This is a genomic window from Pseudomonas hamedanensis (assembly GCF_014268595.2).
In the GTDB taxonomy this organism is placed as follows: domain Bacteria; phylum Pseudomonadota; class Gammaproteobacteria; order Pseudomonadales; family Pseudomonadaceae; genus Aquipseudomonas; species Aquipseudomonas hamedanensis.
Genome location: NZ_CP077091.1, coordinates 4,832,989 through 4,850,926, shown reverse-complemented (window position 1 = coordinate 4,850,926; position 17,938 = coordinate 4,832,989). Strand labels below are relative to the sequence as shown.

General features: G+C 61.4%; 12 protein-coding genes. 9 read left to right on the top strand and 3 right to left on the bottom strand.

Annotated features, from left to right (window positions below; all coding sequences use genetic code 11):
- The first annotated feature begins 293 nt into the window (after positions 1–293).
- Positions 294–5,111, top strand: a complete 4,818-nt coding sequence (locus HU739_RS21095) for an NEL-type E3 ubiquitin ligase domain-containing protein (RefSeq protein WP_186547019.1) — start codon at positions 294–296, stop codon at positions 5,109–5,111.
- A gap of 4 nt (positions 5,112–5,115) precedes the next feature.
- Here HU739_RS21095 and mnmC read toward each other — a convergent pair whose 3' ends face one another.
- A complete protein-coding gene (gene mnmC, locus HU739_RS21090; protein ID WP_186547020.1) occupies positions 5,116–7,095 on the bottom strand; it encodes a bifunctional tRNA (5-methylaminomethyl-2-thiouridine)(34)-methyltransferase MnmD/FAD-dependent 5-carboxymethylaminomethyl-2-thiouridine(34) oxidoreductase MnmC in 1,980 nt (659 codons plus the stop codon).
- Between the two features lie 316 nt (positions 7,096–7,411).
- On the opposite strand from mnmC, the gene pap reads away from it, so the two are divergent.
- Together pap and HU739_RS21080 are read left to right on the top strand one after the other, a co-directional pair.
- Positions 7,412–8,926 carry a polyphosphate:AMP phosphotransferase gene (gene pap, locus HU739_RS21085; RefSeq protein WP_186547021.1) on the top strand — a complete coding sequence of 505 codons (1,515 nt, stop codon included), beginning with the start codon at positions 7,412–7,414 and terminating at the stop codon, positions 8,924–8,926.
- Between the two features lie 105 nt (positions 8,927–9,031).
- A complete protein-coding gene (locus HU739_RS21080) occupies positions 9,032–10,216 on the top strand; it encodes a thiolase family protein (RefSeq protein ID WP_186547022.1) in 1,185 nt (394 codons plus the stop codon).
- Positions 10,217–10,343: 127 nt separating this feature from the next.
- Here HU739_RS21080 and HU739_RS21075 read toward each other — a convergent pair whose 3' ends face one another.
- A complete protein-coding gene (locus HU739_RS21075) occupies positions 10,344–10,541 on the bottom strand; it encodes a DUF6316 family protein (protein ID WP_186547023.1) in 198 nt (65 codons plus the stop codon).
- A 209-nt stretch (positions 10,542–10,750) separates the two neighbouring features.
- Between HU739_RS21075 and HU739_RS21070 the strand changes: the two genes are divergently transcribed.
- Entirely contained in the window at positions 10,751–11,710 is a 960-nt protein-coding gene (locus tag HU739_RS21070) for a DMT family transporter (protein ID WP_186547024.1), read from the top strand.
- Positions 11,711–11,814: 104 nt separating this feature from the next.
- On the opposite strand, the gene HU739_RS21065 is transcribed toward HU739_RS21070, so the two are convergent.
- The gene (locus HU739_RS21065) at positions 11,815–13,209 is read right to left on the bottom strand and encodes a class II fumarate hydratase (RefSeq protein WP_186547025.1); all 1,395 of its coding nucleotides are present in this window, start codon (positions 13,207–13,209) and stop codon (positions 11,815–11,817) included.
- A 192-nt stretch (positions 13,210–13,401) separates the two neighbouring features.
- Here HU739_RS21065 and HU739_RS21060 point away from each other — a divergent pair, with 192 nt between their 5' ends.
- From HU739_RS21060 to HU739_RS21040, 5 genes are all read left to right on the top strand, one after another.
- Positions 13,402–13,917 (top strand): DUF2059 domain-containing protein, encoded by a 516-nt coding sequence (locus HU739_RS21060; RefSeq protein WP_186547026.1) that lies wholly within the window; start codon positions 13,402–13,404, stop codon positions 13,915–13,917.
- 12 nt (positions 13,918–13,929) lie between these two features.
- Positions 13,930–14,229 (top strand): BolA family protein, encoded by a 300-nt coding sequence (locus HU739_RS21055; RefSeq protein ID WP_186547027.1) that lies wholly within the window; start codon positions 13,930–13,932, stop codon positions 14,227–14,229.
- 274 nt (positions 14,230–14,503) lie between these two features.
- Complete coding sequence (trhO, locus tag HU739_RS21050) at positions 14,504–15,445, top strand: oxygen-dependent tRNA uridine(34) hydroxylase TrhO (protein ID WP_186547028.1); 942 nt, start codon at positions 14,504–14,506, stop codon at positions 15,443–15,445.
- 35 nt (positions 15,446–15,480) lie between these two features.
- Positions 15,481–16,083 (top strand): DsbA family protein, encoded by a 603-nt coding sequence (locus HU739_RS21045; protein WP_186547170.1) that lies wholly within the window; start codon positions 15,481–15,483, stop codon positions 16,081–16,083.
- Positions 16,076–17,893 (top strand): ABC transporter ATP-binding protein, encoded by a 1,818-nt coding sequence (locus HU739_RS21040; RefSeq protein ID WP_186547029.1) that lies wholly within the window; start codon positions 16,076–16,078, stop codon positions 17,891–17,893. Before HU739_RS21045 ends, HU739_RS21040 begins: the two co-directional genes overlap by 8 nt.
- Positions 17,894–17,938: the final 45 nt, after the last annotated feature.

Here is a 17,938-nt window from a genome sequence, read left to right as displayed (position 1 = left end):
AGGGGTCAAGCCGTACCGCGCAAAAAGAGCGGGTACTCAGAAACTGACCCGCCTCGGTATGTGGAGTTTTAGATCGATAAGTTATAAGCAGGCCTGGCAGGCGTGCGCCCGGCCGTCACGGGGGCGACACCGTTTGGCTCAGAGATTTGTCGCCGGGTGGTGGTAGCGGGGTATTTTATTGATGACAAATGCTGTTGGTTTGCGGCCGGGCAGACCCGGTTTTTTGAATTATTAATGGGGCAGTAATCTCGCTAAGGTCAAAGTCCGAAACCCGCAATAAAGGACTATTGCCGATGCCTGCCACGGAGAAGAAACAGGACCTGCCTCAAGGGTCGATACTCAACACCCTACTGGACGCTACGGGCGACCTCGATACTGCCGAGGCCCTGCAAAAGTGCCTGCCGGCGTCTTTGCTCAAAGCCTCCACCGCGACGCTGGCCAATATCGATCAGACCGCGCGGGATTTGCACGACATTCAGCTCAAAGTCGACAAGGATCTGGCCGGGCTCAAACCGTTACACAGCTTTTGCATCAATGCACTGAACGAAGCGTTGCAGCGCAAATGGCCGGCGAAGTACGACGTCGAGCAGGATTTGCTGAGCATGCCGGGCGATCCGTGCGGCTGTCCGCCGTCGTCTGTCAAGGATGGTATCGAAACCATCAACCACTCCACACAATCCCTGTTGCAGGGGGCAATGCAGAATTTCAGCGAAGACGAGGAGGGCGCTGATGCGTTTCCCGATGGCAGTGTGGTGCGCGTCAAAGCTGCGCCTGGCGGAGTGAAAGACTTGACCCCCGCGGCCTTCGCCGCGTTCTGCCGCGAGCTGGATCTTGGCAAACAATATCAGGAACATTTTCAGCAGGTCTTTGGCCTTCGGGACGAAGATGGCAAGGTCGTGGCAACCAGCTCGATGACCCGCGATATCGCGAGCATGAAGAAGCTGCTGTTGCAGTTCGATACCCATCTGGCTTCGCTCAAGGGGCACATCACGCCAGTCGGCTTGCGCATGCTGCAGGACTTGATCAAGGCCGAAGGCGTGGTATCGGCGAAGAGCCTGCGCTACGGCGGGCGCACGATGATCATGCAAGGCCTTGAGGCCATGGACGCTTGCGTGTGGGGCGTCGTGGTGTTTTCCGCGCGGTCGGTGGAGCAATACCCGGATGAATGGTGCCTGGTGTATATGGCCGGCGAACCCGACCGGCCGCTTTACGAATACTCCAGTTTCAGCGCCTTCAAGCGATACCTGACTCAGCAGTTGCAGCTCAAGCCGTTTCAGGAGTATTTCGCTCAAAGTCTGGACGAAGATGCCAAGGCGGATTTTTTCAAAAGCTTTAGCGACACCCAGGAGCTGGGCACCGTCCGGCAGCTGTCGATCACCACACCACTGTTTGAATTCATGGTGCAGAGCCACGTCGGCAAGTTGCAGCTCGACGCCCGCAAACTGGCAGTGCCGACCGCTGATATCGATGAAGATGTTCGGCAAAAGCGCTTGCTCGATTTTCTCCAGATGGGCGTAACCGTGGCATCGGTGGCGGGCTTGTTTGTGCCGGTGCTTGGGCAACTGATGATGGGCGTTGCGGTCGGGCAACTGCTTGGCGAGGTGTACGAAGGCGTCGAAGACTGGCGTCGCGGCGATCATCAGCAAGCCCTGTCTCACCTGCTCAGCGTGGCCGAGAACATCGCGCTGATGGCTGCGTTTGCTGGCGGGCAAAAAGCGCTGGGGGCATTGGGCGCAAAACTCGTGCGTTCACACCCGGAATTTTTCGGCCAGTTCACCGCCATCCTCAACCGGGCCGGCAAGCCGCGCCTGTGGAAACCTGATTTGAGCGTCTATGAACATAGGCTTCCGGCAGGGCTGACCGTGGCGGAGGGCTCCACGGAGTTTTACCGGATCGGTGACAAGACCCTTGGCCGTGTCGATCATCGCTTCTTTGCCGGCAGCCATGACTCCGAGACGAACGTCTGGCGCCTTGAGCACGCCAGCCGTGCGCAGGCGTATTCCCCTGAACTGACGCGGCACGTCGAAGGCGGCTGGCAGCTTCCCGATGAAAGGACTGAAGAATGGGCCGGCAGCGCCTACCCGCTCAAGCGCATCGATCCGCACTTGAGTGAATTCGTCGACACCGACCTGGACATGATGCGCCGGCTCAGCGACACCTCGTACGAAACCTTGCACCGCGTCTTCAGCGACAACCTGAGCCTGCCGGTGCGATTGCGCGATACCGTGGAACGCGTGCGCATCGGCCGCCAGTTAAGTGAGTTGGCGCGCGAGCTGCAGAGCGGCGAGATCCATTCGGGGCAGTCCGTCGAGGAGCAGTTGCATGCCTTGCCGAAACTGCCGGGCTGGCCAACTGACCGCTACATTGAAGTGATGCGTGCCGAAGGTTCAGTCAAAGCGGCCTATCCGCCGACCAGGGTGGCCGACGATCAACTTTGCGTCGAAGTCGACGAAGACCAGTTGGCCCAGGGGCAGTTGCTGCAAACGGTTATCGACGGTCTGTACCCGCACGAAGTCGACACTTTGCTCGGCAGCAAGGTTGCGCAAGGCGCTCAAGAGTCAGCGTTGGCGAAAAAACTCGGTACGGCGCTGGAGGCGGACCATCGCGCGGTGTTCGAGCACATGTACCGGCGTTATGACCAGAGTGAGGCAGCGGATGTGCTGACACTGCGCGCGGTCTATGCCGGCCTCCCGCAGCGCGTTGCGCAAACGCTGATCGACCGCGCGCCCAGTGTTGAGCGGTTGTCCCTGCGCTCGGCCGATCGCGTACCGCTGCGCCTGGGACAGCAGGCCAGCGAGCAGCTCGCCAGGGTACGGCTCGATCGTGCCCTGACGGGATTGCACTGGCCGTGGATCGCCACGGCCGATACCGACAAACTGGCGATTCAATTGCTGTCACGCTTGCGTGGCTGGGAGGCCGGGCTGCGTCTGGTGATGCGGGACAAAACGCTCACCGGACCGGTGCTGGAAGCCATCGGCGCCGAAACAGCGACCGCCGCCGACACCTGTTCGCTAGTGAAGTCCGGCGCAGGCTACGAAGCATTCGGCGGCAACGGCAAATCGCTGGGCAAAGTGGCAGCGGGCCCCGACGCGCTCTATACCGCTGTCCTCAAGGCATTGCCCGCGCGCCAGCGAATCGCCGTCGGATTTGCCGACCCGTCACCCGCCGAGGCTGCACGGTTGCGCAGCCAGTTGCTCGATGCCGCGCTGGCCGAGCGCGAGGCCAGCGCGCAGACATTGGTCAGCGGCAAGTTTACCGAGCGGCTCGTCGAACCCGCGTGCATCCAGGGCGATCAGCCACTTGCGATCAATCATCCCCGAGCCTTGTTGCGCAAAGTGCGCAAGTTGTATCCGCGGCTGAGTGAAATCGAGGCCGGACAATTGCTCGATGAGCTGGGTGATGATCCGCTGAGCCGCGCGACCCGTGTCCGCGCCTTGCGTCAGGATTTGCTCAAACTGCGTGATGCGTTGTTTGCGTGGAGTGAGGATGAAGCCGCCATGCGCGCGCTGGGCGGCGACTGGGGCGAGGTGCGACACGGCCGCAAGACGGTCGCCGAGATGATCGAGGAGGCTTTTCGACGGATTTCTGTGGCTGAAAACGATCAGGGTGAATCTGTCTGTGCGCTCAACCTCGACAAGATGCGCGTCGGCAAACTGCCAACCTTGCCGCCGGGGGTGAGCTTCGATCACATCGAGCGATTGTCGCTGCGGGAAATGGAGCAGGGCGATGACGTGGTGTACTTCCTCAAAGCGTTCAAGCAGCTCGAGTCACTGGAACTGGACCACAACAAAATCACGCGCCTGCCGGAAGTCCTGTCGCATATGCCCAGGCTCGGTCGCTTGAGTCTGGCCAACAATCAGCTGCGGTTGACCGAGCAGACGCTGGTAAAACTCAACGGGTTGCGCACCCTGCATCACCTGAACCTCAACGCTAATCCACTGGGGGCCACGCCGGATATCGGCAGCATGGTCAAGCTGCGGCAATTGCTGCTGCGCGAGACCGGCCTTACGGAGCTGCCCAAGGGCCTTGAGCTGCCCGCGCATCTTGACTGGATCAACCTGAGCGATAACCAGATCAAGGAATTGCCGCTCTGGCTGTTCCGCACCTCGAGACGCTTCAGTCAGTCCGTTGATCTGAGCCGCAATCCATTGTCCAGAACCAGCGCGACGCACCTTGAGACGTATCGCAAGAATTACGGCGTCGGCATGGGGTATCTGGCGGACGACATTGCCCGACTTGACGAGCAAAAGGCTCGTTCACTCTGGTTTACCGAGACCGCAGGCGAGGTCGGCGCGACACGTGAGCGGATCTGGACGGCATTCAAAGAGGAACCGCGAGCCGAAGCGTTGTTCCATTTGCTGGCGGTACTGGGCGATACCGCCGGTGGCACCAAGGGCAGCGCTGATCTGCAACGCCGTGTCTGGACGGTACTTGAGGCTGCGGAAACTGACGCTGGGTTGTGCGACCAACTGCTGGACATAGCGGCCAACCGGATGATCTGTACCGACAGCGCGGCGGTCAATTTCAGCCACCTTGAAGTTGCGGTGGAGGTCAATCAATTGACCAACGCAGCCTCCGGTGAGATCACAGCCAAACCGCTGTTGAAGCTGCTCCGCGGTCTGTTCAGACTGGACCAACTCAACGCAATTGCCGAGGAGCATGCTGCCAAAGTCAAAGCCGATGCACTGGAGGTGAATCTGGCTTTTCGCATCGGCCTGGCCGAAACGCTGGACCTGCCCGGTCAGCCGCGGCACATGCTCTTCAGTGAACAGGCGAAGGTGACTGCTGCCGATCTGGAGGCAGCGAAGAGCCGCGTCAGTGCCGCTGAACTTTCCCCTGAACTGTTGAAGTTCATGCTGCGCCAGCCGTTCTGGAGCGATTACCTCAAACGCACATTTCCCCGTCAGTTCTCGCCTATCGATGAAAAGTTCGCGGCGAAACTCGAGCGGGAGTTTGAAGGGGCGAGCAAATTGTCATCGGCCGACTACCTGAGTAAGGTGGACGCCATCAAGCTCGATCGCGAACAGGCTGAAGAGGCGGTGCTCCAGCGCCTGACCGACGACGCCGTTCGTCTGGCCGATCTGGGCATCTGCATGATGCCCGAGGCCTGAGCGGTTATTGGCCGCGAATCAGCCGGCGCAGGGCGAAGCGGTTGGGGTGACAGGCTTCGGCCACTGGGCGTGGCAGGGGCAGCGGTTCATTGTCCAGCCACGCCGCGAGCAGTTCGCCGGACAGCGGCGCGGTGATCAAACCGCGCGAGCCGTGGCCGCTGTTGACGTACAGACCATCGAGCCATGGGCAAGGCGTGTCCGGCACTTGTCGGGCGTCCTTGCTCAGCGCCGCGTAGGCATGGTTGAACGCTTCAAGGTCGGCGAGCGGGCCGACGATGGGCAGATAATCCGGGCTGGTGCAGCGGAACGCCGCGCGTCCCTGAAGGCTGTCGAGCGGCAACTCGGCGATGTTCAGGCGCGTGACCAGATCGCTGGAAATTTCTTCGAGCATCGCCAGATTGCCCCGGTGCTCGGCGAGGGTCGGCGTCAGGTCGTCGCTGTGGAAAGCGAAACTGGCACCGAGAGTGTGTTCGTCCAATCGGGCCGGGGCGACGTAGCCTTCGGCACAGACCACCGTGGTCAGCGTCTGGCTCTGCGCGGTCTGCGTGAGCCGGGTGATCTGTCCGCGAATGCGTTTGAGGGGCAGCTCGGCAGTCTGTTCGAAGCGCTTGATCTCTGCCGCCCCGGCCAGCACCACGACGGGCGCGCTGGCGAGCAGGTGCTCGCCGTCGAACGCTTGCCACTGATCATTGACCTTGCGCAGTTGCAGCACGTCGCGATGGGGGAGCAGCTCAATATTCGGCTGCGTCGCTTGCGCCTGACACAACGCCGGCGGATGCACCCAGCCCCCTTCGGGGTAATACAGACCCCCGCAGTTCAGGCCCACGCCCGCGACAGCCTGCGCTTGTGGCGGGTCGAGCCAGTGCAGCAGGTCCTCGGGGAAGGCGGCCGCCAACTGCGCGTGACGCTCGGCTTCCTTGGCATTGAACGCCAGTTGCAGCACACCGCAGTCGTCCCAGTCGGTGCCGCGTTGCAGCGATTCGAGCAGCCGGCGGGTGTAACCGAAACCGCTGAGGATCAGTTGCGACAGCGCCGTGCCGTGGGCGGACAGTTTCAGGTACAGCACGCCCTGCGGATTGCCCGACGCTTCTTGCGCCACCGCGTCGTGCCGCTCGAGCAGCGTCACCTGCCAGCCTCGTGCGGCGAGACTCGATGCGCTGGCGCAGCCGGCCAGACCGCCGCCGATCACCAAGGCCCTTCGCTCGCCACTCACCGGGGCAGGGCGGGCAAACCATGGCTTTGCCGGGGCGGGCGCTGCGACCTCTGGCGGCCAGCCGAGAAACTCGCCACGCAGAATCTCCCATTTATGCCCGATGCCCGGCGTGCGCTTCATTTTGAACCCGGCGGCATTGAGCAAACGCCGCACCCAGCCGGTGCTGGTAAATGTGCTGATGGTCGCGCCCGGCGCCGCGAGCCGCGCCAGTTCGACGAAAAGTTCTGCAGTCCACATGTCGGGGTTTTTCGCCGGAGCAAAACCGTCGAGAAACCAGGCGTCAATCTGGCCGTCGAGTTGGGGCAGTTGCTCCAGCACATCGCCGATCAGCAGGGTCAGCGTCACTCGCCCGTCGGCCAGGGTGATGCGCTGAAAACCTTGGTGGATCGCCACGTAACGGGTCAGCAACTGATCGGTCAGGGATTTGAGTTCAGGCCATAACGCCAGCGCCCGCTGCAGGTCGGCAGGGCTCAGGGGATATTTTTCGACGCTGACAAAGTGCAGCCGCGCACCGGCCATGGCGTGCTGCTCGAACAATTGCCAGGCGCAGAGAAAATTCAGCCCGGTGCCAAAGCCGGTTTCACCGATGACCAGGCGGCCGCCCGCCGGCAGCGCAGCAAAACGCTCGGCCAGGCGGTTTTGTTCAAGGAACACATAACGGGTTTCGTCCAGCCCCGACTGGTCGGAAAAATACACGTCACCGAACACTCGTGAACGAGGACGTCCGTGGTCATCCCAATCGAGTTGGGCATGGGGCAATGGGGCTTTCATGGCAGGCTCGGCGATCACAAGGCGGCCATTCTAGCCGATCACGCGCGGGCTGCCTGATCCAGCATAAGACTCGCGGTGAAGAGAATCCTGTGGCGAGGGGATTTATCCCCGCTGGACTGCGCAGCAGTCCCGAAACCATCCACCCCGTTTTCCCGAGTTAAACCGCACTTCCCGGATTTACGACTGCTGCGCAGCCGGTCGGGGATAAATCCCCTCACCACAAAGTTCTCATTCAGTCCTGCGTTCGTGGGAATTTCTGCCCTGCGCCCGTGCCCAATCCGCTAGTCTTGCTGAACCCTGGAAGGAGCCGTCGCCCATGTTTGAATCCGCTGAAATCGGTCACGCCATCGACAAAGACACCTTTGAGGCCGCCGTCCCGGCGCTGCGCGAGGCGTTGCTGGAAGCCCAGTTCGAATTGCAGCAGCAGAAGCGCTTTGCGGTGATCATCCTGATCAACGGCATCGAAGGTGCAGGCAAGGGCGAGACGGTCAAGCTGCTCAACGAGTGGATGGACCCGCGCCTGATCGAGGTGCGCACTTTCGATCAGCAGACCGATGAAGAACTGTCGCGACCGCCGGCCTGGCGCTATTGGCGGATGCTCCCGGCCAAGGGGCGCATGGGTATTTTCTTCGGCAACTGGTACAGCCAGATGTTGCAGGGCCGGGTGCATGGGCTGTTCAAGGATCCGCGTCTGGATCAGGCCATCGCGGGCGCCGAGCGTCTGGAAAAAATGCTTTGCGATGAAGGGGCGCTGATCTTCAAGTTCTGGTTTCACTTGTCGAAAAAACAAATGAAAGCCCGGCTCAAGACCCTGGCCGACGATCCCCTGCACAGCTGGCGCATCAGCCCGCTGGACTGGCAGCAATCGCAGACCTACGACAAGTTCGTCAAATACGGCGAGCGCGTGCTGCGCCGCACCAGCCGCGATTACGCACCGTGGCACGTCATCGAGGGCGCCGACGCCAATTACCGCAGCCTGGCCGTCGGCAAGATTCTCCTCGAAGGCCTGCAAAATGCGCTCAAGCGTGCCGACGTCAGTCCTCACGATGTCAGCGCCGCGCCGTTGGGCACGCCGGTCGATCAGTTGAACCTGCTCGACAGCCTCGACCTCAGTCAGCGTCTGGACAAGAAAGACTACGAAGAACAACTGATCACCGAACAGGCGCGCCTGTCGGGTTTGATGCGCGACAAACGCATGCGCCGCCATGCTCTGGTCGCGGTGTTCGAAGGCAACGATGCAGCGGGCAAGGGCGGGGCGATTCGCCGTGTCGCGGCGGCGCTCGATCCGCGCCAGTACAGCATCGTGCCGATCGCCGCGCCGACCGAAGAAGAGCGCGCGCAACCGTACCTGTGGCGGTTCTGGCGGCATATTCCGGCGCGAGGCAAGTTCACGGTATTCGATCGCTCGTGGTACGGACGGGTGCTGGTCGAGCGGATCGAGGGCTTTTGCACCCCGGCCGACTGGCTGCGCGCCTATGGCGAAATCAACGACTTCGAAGAGCAACTGGCCGATGCCGGGATCATCGTCGTCAAGTTCTGGCTGGCGATCGACAAAGACACGCAAATGGAGCGCTTTCAAGAGCGCGAAGAGATTTCCTTCAAACGCTTCAAGATCACCGAAGACGACTGGCGCAATCGCGAAAAATGGGACGCCTATCGCGCGGCGGTCGGCGACATGGTCGATCGCACCAGCACCGAGATCGCGCCGTGGACGCTGGTCGAGGCCAATGACAAGCGCTGGGCGCGGGTCAAGGTTTTGCGCACGATCAACCGGGCGCTGGAAGAGGCTTTCGAGCAATCCGACAAGAAAGCCAGGAAACACAAGCACTGAGGCGATGGCCGCGCATACGCCGGGTGAATGATCCTCGCGGTCGGCAAGAAGGTGGACTTATGCTCAGGTCCACTCTCAACCGACAACAACAATGAGGTATGCGCCATGCGTGAAGTGGTGATCGTCGACAGCGTGCGGACCGGCCTGGCCAAATCCTTTCGCGGCAAGTTCAACCAGACCCGCCCCGATGACCTGGCGGCCCATTGCGTCAATGCACTGCTTGAGCGCAACGCCATCGACCCGGCCAGCGTCGAGGATTGCATCGTCGGTGCCGGCTCCAACGAGGGCGCGCAGGGTTACAACATCGGTCGCAACGTCGCGGTGCTGTCGCGTCTGGGCACCGGCACCGCCGGCATGACCCTCAACCGTTTCTGCTCGTCGGGCTTGCAGGCAATCGCCATCGCCGCCAACCAGATCGCCTCGGGATGCAGCGACATCATCGTTGCCGGCGGCGTCGAGTCGATCAGCCTGACCCTGAAAAGCGTGAACACCGACAACTTGATCAATCCGCTGCTCAAGCAACAGACCCCGGGCATTTACTACACCATGGGCCAGACCGCCGAAGTGGTCGCACGGCGTTATGACGTCAGTCGTGAAGCGCAGGATCGCTATGCGTTGCAAAGCCAGATCCGCACCGCTCAGGCGCAGGCGGCCGGGCTGTTCGATGATGAGATCGTGCCGATGGCGGTGCAGTATCGCGTCGAGGACAAAAACACAGGTGAGGTGCAGGTACTCGACGGCGTCGTGGATCGCGACGACTGCAACCGTCCCGACACCACTTACGAAAGCCTCGCGGCGCTAAAACCAGTGTTTGCCGAAGACGGTTCGGTGACGGCGGGCAACTCGTCGCAACTGTCTGATGGGGCGTCGATGACCTTGGTGATGAGCCTGGAAAAAGCGCTGGCGCTGGGGCTTAAGCCGAAAGCGTTTTTCCGCGGTTTCACTGTGGCCGGCTGCGAGCCGGACGAGATGGGCATCGGCCCGGTGTTCTCGGTGCCGAAACTGCTCAAGGCCAAAGGCTTGCAGGTGGCGGATATCGATCTGTGGGAATTAAATGAGGCGTTCGCTTCGCAGTGCCTGTACAGCCGCGATCGGCTGGAGATCGATAACGACAAATACAACGTCAACGGCGGTTCGATCTCGATCGGACATCCGTTTGGCATGACCGGGTCGCGCCAGGTCGGGCATCTGGTGCGCGAGCTGCAGCGGCGTAATCTGCGTTACGGCATTGTCACCATGTGCGTGGGTGGCGGGATGGGGGCTAGCGGGTTGTTTGAGGCGGTGCGCTAAGCCGCAAATAATTGGGTCTGTTCCGGCCTCTTCGCGAGCAAGCCCGCTCCCACATTCAACCGCGATCCCAGGTGAGGAATGCGGTCGAATGTGGGAGCGGGCTTGCTCGCGAAGGCATCACTGCGGTCTATCGGTTGCAATCCTGCCGCTGCATCCGCGCAATATAAGCCTGAATTTCCTGCTCTATCACTTGACTGTCAAACGGTCCCTCAAGGGTGTTTTCCCGGGTGCTGAAAAACAGTTCGCCGTTGACCCTGCAGATGCGGTCGCTGCGAAAACGGGTAGCGGGAGCGGGGGCGCTGTCGTCGGCGCGCTTGGCGTACATGTCGGTCTCCTGAGCAATGCGCTGAAACGTCTGCAATCAGCTTATGCCTGAAGCACTTGGGGCGCCTGTTGAGGCGATCAACGGCGGCGCGCCGGTTTACTGCTGCGACCCGCACAGTTTCATTCGCGGCCTGTCCTCAACTGTCCCTGTGTTGCACGCGGCGGCGCGCCTAGAATGACTGTTCTTGTCAGCAGGCTTTTGGGGTTCGCATGCACATTTCATCGGGGCGCTGGGTGTACGGATTGTTCCTGGCGCTGCTGACCGCGTTTTTATGGGGCATCCTGCCGATCAAGCTCAAACAGGTGTTGTTGGTGATGGACCCGGTCACGGTGACCTGGTTTCGCCTGATGGTGTCCGGCGGCTGCCTGTTCATCTACCTGGCGTCGGTGAAGCGTCTGCCGAGCCGCAAGGTACTCGGGCCCAAGGGCGGCTGGCTGGTGCTGATGGCGGTGCTCGGCCTGGTCGGCAATTACGTGTTGTACCTGATGGGCCTCAACCTGCTCAGCCCCGGCACCGCGCAACTGGTAGTGCAGATGGGGCCGATCATGTTGCTCATCGCCAGCCTGTTTGTGTTCAAGGAGCGTTTCAGCATTGGCCAGGGCATCGGGCTGGCGGTACTGCTGATCGGTTTCGGATTGTTCTTCAATCAGCGTCTGGCCGAATTGCTGACCTCGTTGTCTGATTACACCGCAGGCGTTTTGCTGGTGCTGCTGGCTTCGACGGTATGGACCTTTTACGCGCTGGGTCAGAAGCAACTGCTGACGGTGTGGAATTCGCTGCAAGTGATGATGGTGATCTACCTGTTCTGCGCGTTGTTGCTGACGCCGTGGGTGCATCCGCTTGAAGCGCTGAACCTGAGTCCGCTGCAAGGCTGGCTGCTGCTGGCGTGCTGCATGAATACGCTGATCGCCTACGGGGCATTTGCCGAAGCGCTGGCGCACTGGGAGGCGTCGCGGGTCAGCGCGACCCTGGCGATCACGCCGCTGGTGACGTTTGCTGCGGTGGCGATTGCGGCGCGGGTCTGGCCCGAATATGTGCATGCCGAGCAGATCAATGCGCTGGGCTATGGCGGGGCAGTGCTGGTGGTGCTCGGCTCGGCGCTGGTGGCGCTGGGGCCGTCGTTGATGGCCGGGCTCAGGGCGCGACGTCTGAAAATGGCAGCCAGTTAAACCGCGTCAGCTTCATCGCGAGCAGGCTCACTCCTACAATTGGAATGCGTACCCCTGTAGGAGAGAGCCTGCTCGCGATGACTTACTGACAGACGCTAAAAAACTCAGCCCTTGGCTCCCGCCTCGATCATGTTCTCCGGCCGCACCCACGCCTCGAACTCTTCATCGGTCAGATAGCCCAGTTGCAGCGCCGCCTCGCGCAAGGTCAGCCCTTCGCTGTAAGCCTTCTTGGCGATTTCCGCCGATTTGTCATAACCGATGTGCGGGTTCAGCGCTGTCACCAGCATCAAGCCGCGTTCCAGGTGTTGGGCCATGACCTCGGCATCCGGTTCCAGCCCGGCAATGCAGTGCTGCTGGAAGTTGCTGCAGCCGTCGCCCAGCAGGCGGATCGATTGCAGCAGGTTGTGAATGATCACCGGTTTGAACACGTTCAACTGCAAGTGACCCTGGCTGGCGGCGATGCCGATCGTCACGTCGTTGCCCAATACCTGACAGGCGAGCATCGACAGCGCCTCGCACTGTGTCGGATTGACCTTGCCGGGCATGATCGAACTGCCTGGTTCATTGGCCGGCAACTTCACTTCGGCGAAACCGGCACGCGGGCCGGAGCCAAGCAGACGCAGGTCGTTGGCGATTTTCATCAGGGCTACGGCGAGGGTTTTCAGCGCGCCGGAGAGGTTGGTCAGCGGCTCGTGGCCGGCCAGCGCGGCGAACTTGTTCGGCGCGGTGACAAACGGCAGGCCGGACAGCGCGGCCAGCTCGGCGGCAATTGCCTCACCAAAACCGTGCGGCGAATTCAGCCCGGTGCCGACGGCGGTGCCGCCCTGAGCCAGCTCGCAGACAGCGGGCAGAGCGGCGCGAATGGCACGCTCGGCGTAATCGAGTTGCGCGATGAAACCGGACAACTCCTGGCCAAAAGTGATCGGGGTGGCATCCATCATGTGTGTACGGCCGGTCTTCACCAGTTTCATGTGCCGCGCCGCCAGTTCGGCGAGGCCGCCGGACAACTCGGCAATCGCCGGCAGCAGTTGTTCGTGCACCGCTTTGACGGTGGCGATGCTCATGGCCGTGGGGAAGCAATCGTTGGAGCTTTGCGAGCGGTTGACGTGATCGTTCGGGTGCACTGGCGTCTTGCCGCCGCGCGGATTGCCGGCCAGTTCGTTGGCACGGCCGGCGATCACTTCGTTGACGTTCATGTTGCTCTGGGTGCCGCTGCCGGTCTGCCAGACCACCAGCGGAAACTGGTCGTCGTGCTGACCATCGAGAACTTCATCGGCGGCCTGTTCGATCAGGCGGGCGATGTCGGCGGGCAGGTCGCCGTTGCGGTCGTTGACCCGTGCGGCGGCTTTCTTGATCAGCGCCAGGGCGTGCAGCACCGGTAGCGGCATGCGTTCCTGACCGATGGCAAAGTTGATCAGCGAGCGTTGCGTCTGAGCACCCCAGTAGGCGTCGTCCGGGACTTCAATCTGGCCCAGGCTGTCGGTTTCGATACGGCTCATCGTGCTCACTCCTGTTGGTCGGTTGGCGCAGTTTAGGCCGGCTTCGGCCCGGGTGGTTCCATCGGCTCGATTGTTGACCGCAAAACCGGGCCAATCAAGCGCGGCAAGGGTCGGGGGTTGAGCCATAGCGTTTTTTAGGCGCAGAATGGTCGCCCTTGGGGTTTGACCTCGCTTTGCTTAAAAGGAAACTCGATGACTCGTCTTCGTGCCATCTGTACCGCGGTTGCACTGGTTTGCGCCAGCGGCCAGGTGCTTGCCGATACCGCCAGCCACAACGCCAGTGCCGAAGCTTTCCTGACGCTGGCTCACGCTGACAAACTGGGCACTCCGGTGTACATGCAAGTGCAGCAAATGTTCGCTCAGCGCTTCGAGCAGACCAAAGCCCCTGAGGCCAAGAAAGCCGTACTGGAAACCTATCAGGCCAAGGCCAACGCCGCGCTGGACCAGGCCATCGGCTGGAACAAGCTGAAGCCGGACATGGTCAAGCTCTACACCAGTAACTTCAGCGAATCCGAGCTCAAGGATCTGGTTGCTTTCTACAAGTCGCCACTGGGCAAGAAAGTCCTGGAAAAAATGCCGCAGCTGACCCAGCAATCGGCGCAGATGACCCAGGGCAAACTGGAAAGCGCCGTACCGGTCGTCAACAAACTGCTCGACGACATGACCAAAGAGCTGACCCCTGCCGCTGCACCGGCCAAGAAGAAGTAAGCGGAGTTCGTGATGACCATGCAACAACGCATCGAATCGACGCTGGGCCTGCTTCAGCCTGAGCATCTGCAAGTGCTGGACGAAAGCCACATGCACAGCCGCGGGTTACAGACGCACTTCAAGGCTGTGGTGGTCAGTGCGCAGTTCGAGGGCCTGAACCGGGTCAAGCGCCACCAGAAAGTCTACGGCACGCTCGGCGAGCTGATGGGCGAGTTCCATGCGTTGGCGCTGCACACCTACACCCCGCGGGAATGGGCAGAGACCGGCGCCGCCCCGGCGTCGCCGACCTGTGCCGGCGGTAGCAAACACTGAGAACGGCGAGGGCTGCTGTTGTGGCGAGGGAGCTTGCTCCCGCTGGAGTGCCCAGCACTCCCATACCGGCAAAAGTGCGCCGATTGAAGAAGTGGGTTTGCTGGTTTTATGACTGCTTCGCAGCCAGACGGGAGCAAGCTCCCTCGCCACAGAGATATCAGTGCATCCTCAACCGATCGTGTTTTTGCTAGAATCCGCAACGCGCCGCTTAGCCGGCGCGTTTTTTTTGAATCCGGTTCACCCTTTGCGAGGGTAGCCACCTGGAGAAATACCCATGACACAACCGATTGTCGTGGCGGCACTGTACAAGTTCGTCACCCTCGAAGATTACGTCAACCTGCGCGAGCCACTGCTGCAAGCGATGGTCGACAACGGCATCAAAGGCACTCTGCTGATCGCCGAAGAAGGCATCAACGGCACGGTCTCCGGCACCCGCGAAGGCATTGACGGCCTGCTCGCCTGGCTGAAGAACGATCCACGCATGGTCGACATCGACCACAAGGAATCGTACTGCGACGAGCAGCCGTTCTATCGCACCAAGGTCAAGCTGAAAAAAGAAATCGTCACCCTGGGCGTCGAAGGCGTCGACCCGAACAAAAAGGTCGGCACCTACGTTGAGCCGCAAGACTGGAATGCGCTGATCAGCGATCCGGAAGTGCTGCTGATTGACACGCGCAACGATTACGAAGTGTCGATCGGCACCTTCGAAGGCGCCATCGATCCGAAAACCACCAGTTTTCGCGAATTTCCCGACTACATCAAAGAACACTTCGATCCGGCCGTGCACAAGAAGGTCGCGATGTTCTGCACCGGCGGTATTCGTTGCGAGAAAGCCTCGAGCTACATGCTCGGCGAAGGTTTCGAAGAGGTTTATCACCTCAAGGGCGGCATCCTGAAGTACCTCGAAGAAGTGCCGCAGGAAGAGACCAAGTGGCGCGGCGACTGCTTCGTCTTCGACAACCGCGTGACCGTGCGCCACGACTTGACGGAAGGCGACTACGATCAATGTCATGCCTGCCGTACGCCGGTCAGCGTTGAAGATCGCGCGTCCGAACACTACGTGGCCGGCATCAGTTGCCCGCATTGCTGGGACAAGCTCAGCGAGAAAACCCGCCGCAGCGCCATCGATCGGCAAAAGCAGATCGAACTGGCCAAGGCGCGCAACCAGCCGCACCCGATCGGCTACAACTATAAGCAAGCATCCACCGAGGCTTAACCATGTCCGCGCGCCTGCTCTATGTGATGGATCCGATGTGTTCCTGGTGCTGGGGGTTCGCTCCGGTGGCCAAGGCACTGGTCGAGCAGGCGCAGGCCGCCGGAGTCGAGCTGCATCTGGTGGTCGGTGGTTTGCGCACCGGCAGTGGTTCGGCGCTGGAGCCGACCACGCGGCGCTACATTCTGGAGCACTGGCAAGCGGTCACCGAGGCCACCGGCCAGCCGTTCAGATTCGATGGCGCGTTGCCTGACGGTTTTGTCTATGACACTGAACCGGCCTGTCGCGCCATCGTCACCGCGCGCAGTCTGGCGCCGGATTGCGCATGGACACTGGTCGGGCTGATCCAGCAGGCGTTTTACGCTGAAGGCCGCGATGTCACCCAGGCCAGCGTGCTGGTTGAGCTGGCCGAACAGGCCGGAGTGCCGCGCATCGAGTTCGCCGAGCATTTTGATCACGCCGATCAGCACAAGGCGACTCAGGCCGATTTCAGCTGGGTGCAGGATCTGGGCATCGCCGGGTTTCCGACCCTGCTGGCCGAGCGCAACGGCCAATTGGCGCTGTTGACCAACGGCTATCAACCGCTCAGCGAGCTGTCGCCGTTGCTCGGCCGCTGGCTGGAGCGTGCGGCCTGTGTCTGATCTGGCCGATGACACGCCAGCCGTAAAGCGTATCGACCGGCTGAGCTGGGCGGAAGTCCGGCGGTTGGCGTTGCATCACAAAAAATCCCTGTGGATCGCCAACGGCGTGGCCGTGCTGGCGACGCTGTGCAGCGTGCCGATTCCTTTGCTGCTGCCATTGCTGGTCGACGAAGTCCTGCTCGGCCACGGCGATGCCGCGCTGAAAGTCATGAACCATTTCCTGCCTGATATGTGGCAGCAGGCGGCGGGCTATATCGGCCTGATGCTGCTGGTGACCCTGACCTTGCGTTGCGGCGCCCTGTGTTTTGGCGTGTTGCAATCACGGCTGTTCGCGCGACTGGCCAAGGACATCGTCTATCGCATTCGCGTGCGTCTGATCGAGCGGCTCAAGCGCATCTCCCTCGGAGAATACGAAAGCCTGGGCAGCGGCACGGTGACCACGCATCTGGTCACCGACCTGGATACCCTGGACAAGTTTGTCGGCGAAACCCTCAGTCGTTTTCTGGTGGCGATGCTGACCCTGGTCGGCACCGCGAGCATTCTGATGTGGATGCACTGGAAGCTGGCGCTGTTGATCCTGCTGTTCAATCCGCTGGTGATCTACGCCACGGTGCAGTTGGGCAAACGCGTCAAGCACCTGAAGAAGCTTGAGAACGACAGCACCTCGCGCTTCACTCAGGCGCTGAGCGAAACCCTCGATGCGATTCAGGAGGTGCGTGCCGGCAACCGTCAGGGGTATTTCCTCGGCAGGCTCGGATTGCGTGCACAGGAGGTGCGCAACTACGCGGTCAACTCGCAGTGGAAAACCGACGCCTCCAATCGTGCCAGTGGCTTGCTGTTCCAGTTCGGCATCGACATCTTCCGCGCCGCAGCGATGCTCACCGTGCTGTTTTCCGACCTGTCGATCGGGCAGATGCTCGCGGTGTTCAGTTACCTGTGGTTCATGATCGGCCCGGTGGAACAACTGCTCAATCTGCAATACGCCTATTACGCGGCGGGCGGGGCGCTGGCGCGGATCAACGAGCTGCTGGCGCGCGCCGACGAGCCGCAGTACCCGGGCGGTGTCGATCCGTTCAAGGGACGCGACACCGTGGGCATCGAAGTGCAAGGCCTGAGTTTCGGTTATGGCGACGAATTGGTGCTGGATCAGATGAACCTGTCCATTGCGCCCGGTGAAAAAGTCGCGATCGTTGGCGCCAGTGGCGGCGGCAAAAGTACCCTGGTGCAACTGCTCCTGGGGCTGTACACACCGTTGGCCGGGAGCATCCGTTTCGGCGGTTCGACCCAGCAAGAAATCGGCCTGGAGACGGTCCGCGAGAATGTCGCGGTGGTGCTGCAGCATCCGGCGCTGTTCAACGACAGCGTGCGCGCCAACCTGACCATGGGCCGGCCCCGTACTGACGAAGCCTGCTGGCAGGCGCTGGAAATTGCGCAAATGGCCGCGACTATCCGGGCATTGCCCGATGGCCTCGACAGCATCGTCGGGCGTTCCGGTGTGCGTTTGTCGGGCGGCCAGCGGCAACGGCTGGCGATTGCGCGGATGATTCTCGCCGAACCGCGGGTGGTGATTCTCGACGAAGCCACGTCGGCTCTTGATGCCGCCACCGAATACAACCTGCACCAAGCGATGGCGAAGTTTCTCAATGGCCGCACCACGCTGATCATTGCCCATCGCCTGTCGGCGGTGAAACAGGCGGACCGGGTGCTGGTGTTTGACGGCGGGCAGATCGCCGAGGACGGCGACCATCGCCAACTGATTGCCGACGGCGGTCTTTACGCCAAGCTCTACGGCAACTTGCAACAGCACTGATCGAAACACTTGCTGGCCTGTCAGACGTTCTACGCGTGGTGTAAA

Coding starts and splice junctions, on each gene's coding strand:
- HU739_RS21095 (WP_186547019.1), top strand. CDS start 294: ATGCCTGCCACGGAGAAGAAACAGGACCTGCCTCAAGGGTCGATACTC.
- mnmC (WP_186547020.1), bottom strand. CDS start 7,095: ATGAAAGCCCCATTGCCCCATGCCCAACTCGATTGGGATGACCACGGA.
- pap (WP_186547021.1), top strand. CDS start 7,412: ATGTTTGAATCCGCTGAAATCGGTCACGCCATCGACAAAGACACCTTT.
- HU739_RS21080 (WP_186547022.1), top strand. CDS start 9,032: ATGCGTGAAGTGGTGATCGTCGACAGCGTGCGGACCGGCCTGGCCAAA.
- HU739_RS21075 (WP_186547023.1), bottom strand. CDS start 10,541: ATGTACGCCAAGCGCGCCGACGACAGCGCCCCCGCTCCCGCTACCCGT.
- HU739_RS21070 (WP_186547024.1), top strand. CDS start 10,751: ATGCACATTTCATCGGGGCGCTGGGTGTACGGATTGTTCCTGGCGCTG.
- HU739_RS21065 (WP_186547025.1), bottom strand. CDS start 13,209: ATGAGCCGTATCGAAACCGACAGCCTGGGCCAGATTGAAGTCCCGGAC.
- HU739_RS21060 (WP_186547026.1), top strand. CDS start 13,402: ATGACTCGTCTTCGTGCCATCTGTACCGCGGTTGCACTGGTTTGCGCC.
- HU739_RS21055 (WP_186547027.1), top strand. CDS start 13,930: ATGACCATGCAACAACGCATCGAATCGACGCTGGGCCTGCTTCAGCCT.
- trhO (WP_186547028.1), top strand. CDS start 14,504: ATGACACAACCGATTGTCGTGGCGGCACTGTACAAGTTCGTCACCCTC.
- HU739_RS21045 (WP_186547170.1), top strand. CDS start 15,481: ATGTGTTCCTGGTGCTGGGGGTTCGCTCCGGTGGCCAAGGCACTGGTC.